This window comes from Actinomycetospora sp., from assembly GCF_055612215.1.
This window is the reverse complement of the sequence record NZ_JBVPVA010000725.1, coordinates 1-4,360: the sequence shown is the minus strand read 5'-3', so window position 1 is coordinate 4,360 and position 4,360 is coordinate 1. Positions and strand designations below refer to the sequence as shown.

General features: G+C 72.8%; 5 protein-coding genes. All 5 read left to right on the top strand.

Annotated features, from left to right (window positions below):
* A partial coding sequence (locus tag AC0CYZ_RS19845; RefSeq protein WP_472218448.1) for an isocitrate/isopropylmalate family dehydrogenase occupies positions 1-490 on the top strand: 490 nt, incomplete at its 5' end.
* Between the two features lie 125 nt (positions 491-615).
* Entirely contained in the window at positions 616-1,959 is a 1,344-nt protein-coding gene (locus AC0CYZ_RS19840; RefSeq protein WP_472218446.1) for an AI-2E family transporter, read from the top strand.
* A gap of 95 nt (positions 1,960-2,054) precedes the next feature.
* On the top strand, positions 2,055-2,402 hold the full coding sequence (gene uraH, locus AC0CYZ_RS19835) for a hydroxyisourate hydrolase (RefSeq protein WP_472218444.1): 348 nt from the start codon (positions 2,055-2,057) through the stop codon (positions 2,400-2,402).
* Positions 2,403-2,408: 6 nt separating this feature from the next.
* Positions 2,409-3,311, top strand: a complete 903-nt coding sequence (gene pucL, locus AC0CYZ_RS19830) for a factor-independent urate hydroxylase (RefSeq protein WP_472218442.1) — start codon at positions 2,409-2,411, stop codon at positions 3,309-3,311.
* Positions 3,312-3,351: 40 nt separating this feature from the next.
* On the top strand, positions 3,352-4,360 hold a 1,009-nt coding region (gene allB, locus AC0CYZ_RS19825; protein WP_472218441.1), incomplete at its 3' end, for an allantoinase AllB.

Below are 4,360 nucleotides of genomic sequence, written 5' to 3'. Positions count from 1 at the left end.
CCTGACCTACGAGCACCGCCTCATCGACGACATGGTCGCCGCGGCGCTCAAGTGGGAGGGCGGCTACGTCTGGGCCTGCAAGAACTACGACGGCGACGTCCAGTCCGACATCGTCGCGCAGGGCTTCGGGTCGCTGGGCCTCATGACCTCGGTGCTCATGACCCCGGACGGCACCGTCGAGGCCGAGGCCGCCCACGGCACGGTCACGCGGCACTTCCGGCAGCACCAGCAGGGCAAGGAGACCTCGACCAACCCGGTCGCGTCGATCTTCGCCTGGAGCCGCGGCCTTTCCCAGCGGGGCAAGCTCGACGGCAACGACGCGCTCGTCGACTTCGCGCAGAAGATGGAGGACGTCTGCGTGGCGACGATCGAGAGCGGCAAGATGACGAAGGACCTGGCGCTGCTGATCGGCAAGGACGCGCCCTACCTCAACACCCAGGACTTCCTCGACGCGCTCGACGAGGGCCTGCAGAAGGCCATGGCCGACTGATCCGACCGCAGGGCGACGGGCATCCCCGGGGACGAAACCCGGGGATGCCCGTCGTGTCCCCGCGGGCAGGACAGGGCACTCTCCGAGCAACCGGGCCCGGGGCGCGGTCGGAGGGACAGGGTGACGTGACGCAGCCGAACGCCGCGGGAGACCGCGGATCAGCGCCGGTCCGGCAGAGCCGGGGCCGCCTGATCGGCGACGGCCTCGCCTGGACCGCCACCTGGAGCACGCGCCTCGTGCTGACGGCGCTGGGGGCGACGCTGATCGGCCTGATCATCGGTCAGCTGTGGGACATCGTCCTGCCGGTGCTGCTCGGTCTGATCATCGCCACGGTCCTCGAGCCGCCGGCGACCTGGCTACGGATGCACCGGGTGCCGCCGCTGCTCGCCGCGGTGATCGTGCTGCTGGTGGCCCTCGGGCTGGTCGGCGGCGTGATCGCCGTGATCGCGCCGCTGGTGGTCGCGCAGGTCCCGGCGCTCGTCACCAGCGCCGGCGGGGGCCTCGGTGCCGTCCAGGGATGGTTGTCGCAGACGTTCGGGCTGGGGCAGACCCAGATCGGAGCGGTCGTCCAGGGGGCGGTCAGCCAGCTGCAGAGCCAGGCGACGAACATCGCCGGCACCGTGCTCACCGGGCTGACGACGATCGCCAGCGGCGTCATCGACCTGGTCCTCGCCCTCGTCCTCGCGTTCCTGTTCGTCAAGGACGGCTACCGGTTCCTGCCCTGGATGCGCCGCCAGGTCGGCTCGACCGCCGGCGGGCACCTCGCCGAGGTCGGCGCCCGCGCCTGGGACCGCCTCGGCGGGTTCATCCGCTCACAGGCGATCGTCGGCTTCATCGACGCGCTGTGCATCGGGGTCGGGCTGGTCGTCCTCGGCGTCCCGCTCGCGCTGCCGCTCGCCGTGCTCACGTTCTTCGGGGCCTTCATCCCGATCGTCGGGGCCCTGACCGCCGGCATCCTCTCGGCGCTCATCGCCCTGGTCTCGAACGGCTTCTACAACGCGCTGATCGTCGTGATCCTCATCCTCGCCGTGCAGCAGATCGAGGGGAACCTGCTCCAGCCGCTCGTCCAGGGCCGCGGGTTGGGCCTGCACGCCGCCGTGATCATCCTGGCCGTGACCGGCGGGAGCAGCGTCGCGGGCATCGTCGGGGCCTTCCTGGCCGTGCCCGTGGTCGCGGTCGCCGCCGAGATCGCCCGGTACATCAACGAGCAGATCGACGCCCGTGCCCGCTCGGACGAGGAGCACCCCTCGGACCTCGCGCCCGCCCCGCCGGCGAAACAGCCGAAGACGCGCTTCTCGTGGCTGCGGCGGGTCCGTCCCGCCGGCGGTCACGGTGAGCTGGGCGGCGACGGCGCTGCGGGGGGCGACGACGAGCCGCCCGCCGCCGGGTCCGGCACGAACGGCGCCGGCCGACCCTCGCGACACGACCAGCTCTCCGCCCCCCGCGAAGCGACTACGACGAACGAGTGAACCTCGCCCCGTGACCGGGGTGTTCACCGGGGGGCAACATCGCTGGCCTTCACTCGAGCGCCACGGCCCGCCGTCGGGAAGGAGTGCCGGTCCCGTTGCCCGAGAGCGAGCCCGTCGAGCGCCTGTCGACCCACGTGCTCGACGTGGCGGCCGGGAAGCCCGCGCAGGGCGTCCCGGTCGTCCTGGTGCGCGACGCCGACCGGGCCGTGCTCGGACGCGGGACGACGGACGCCGACGGTCGGGTCGCGCGGCTCAACGACGAGCCGATCCCACCCGGGGACGTGACGCTGACCTTCGACGTCGACGCCTACATGTCCGGGACGCACGGCACCGTCTTCCACCCGAGGATCACGGTGCACGTCCGGCTCGACGGCGGGCGGGCGCACTACCACCTGCCCGTCCTGGCCGGGCCGTTCTCCCACACGACCTACCTGGGGAGCTGATCGCGAGTGGGCATCGTCCTGGGCACCAACCAGTACGGGAAGGCCGAGGTGCGGCTGGTCCACGTGGACCGCTCCACCCCGCGGCACGTCATCACCGACGTCAACGTCACCAGCCAGTTGTTCGGCGACTTCGCCGAGACCCACCTGACCGGCTCGAACGCCGCGGTCATCGCCACGGACACGCAGAAGAACACCGTCTACGCGCTCGCCCGCACCGGGGGCATCACGACGATCGAGGAGTTCGCGCTGCGGATGGCGCGCAACTTCGTCGACAAATACGACCAGGTGAGCGGCGCGCGGCAGGAGATCGAGCAGTACGGCTGGGACCGGATCGCGACGACCGACGGTCCGGACGGCGGCCACGACCACGCCTTCGTGCGCGGGGGCACCGAGACCCGCACGGTCGTCGTCACCAAGCGCGGCGAAGCCGAGACCGTGATCTCCGGGCTCACCGACCTCGTGGTCCTCAAGAGCACCGGCAGCGAGTTCTGGGGCTTCCCCGAGGTCGAGTACACCTCGCTCGTCGAGACCACCGACCGCATCCTCGCGACGGCGGTGTCCTCGCGGTGGCGCTACGGCAGCACCGACGTCGACTGGGACAAGTCGTTCGCGTCGGTCCGTCAGATCCTGCTCGACCACTTCGCCGGGACGCACAGCTACTCGCTGCAGCAGACGCTCTACGCGATGGGGCAGGGGGTGCTCGAGGCCCACCCGGAGATCGTCGAGATCCGGTTCTCCATGCCGAACAAGCACCACTTCCTCGTCGACCTCTCACCCTGGGGCCTCGAGAACCCGAACGAGGTCTGGTACGCCGCCGACCGCCCCTACGGCCTCATCGAGGCGGCGGTGACCCGCGACGACGTGCCCGCCGACGAGGCCGCCTGGGCCGGGATCGCCGGGTTCTGCTGAGCGTCGGGGCGCGACGGGGACGCACTAGTCTCGCCAGGCGATGCCCCCCGCCGCCCTCCTCGCCGTCCGCGCCCGCCGCGCCGTGCTGCCCACCGGGACCGCCCCGGCCGTCGTCGTCGTCGCCGACGGCCGGATCACCGACGTCGCCGGTGCCGACGCCCCGGTGCCCGACGGTGCGACCGTCGTCGACCTCGCCGACGACGAGGTGCTGCTCCCCGGCCTCGTCGACAGCCACGTCCACGTCGACGAGCCCGGCCGCACCCACTGGGAGGGGTTCGCGACGGCGACGGCCGCGGCCGCCGCGGGCGGGGTCACCACCCTCGTCGACATGCCGCTGAACTCGATCCCGCCGACCGTGGACGTCGACGCGCTGATCACCAAGCGGGACGCCGCGCGGGCGGAGGTCGCCGTGGACGTCGCGTTCTGGGGCGGTGCGGTGCCGCTTCGCGACGGCGACCCCGACCCGGCCGGGCGGGTCGACCCGGACCGGATGGCCGCGCTCGTCGACGCCGGGGTGTGCGGGTTCAAGTGCTTCCTCACCGACTCCGGCGTCCCCGAGTTCCCGCCGGTCTCGGCCGACGACCTCGAGCTCGCGGCGCGGACGTGCGCGGAGCTCGACGTGCCGCTGGTGGTGCACGCCGAGGACGACGGCGTGCTCGGCGAGGCCCCGCCGGCCGGCGCGGACTACCGCTCCTTCCTCGCGTCCCGCCCGCCCGGCGCGGAGACGACGGCGGTGCTGCGGCTCGCCGCGGTCGCGTCGCGCACCGGCGCGCGCGTCCACGTCCTGCACGTCTCCGCGTTCGAGGCGGCCGAGGAGATCGGCGCCGCCCGGGCCGCCGGGCTGGCGCTGACCGGCGAGACGTGCCCGCACTACCTGGCGCTGGCCTCGGAGACGCTGACGAGCACCGCCAGGAAGTGCTGCCCGCCGGTGCGTTCGGAGTCCAACCGCGAACTGCTCTGGGGTGCGCTGGCCGCGGGCCGGTTGTCGGCCGTCGTGTCGGACCACTCGCCCTGCCCGCCCGAGCTCAAGGACGGCGGGTTCGACCGCG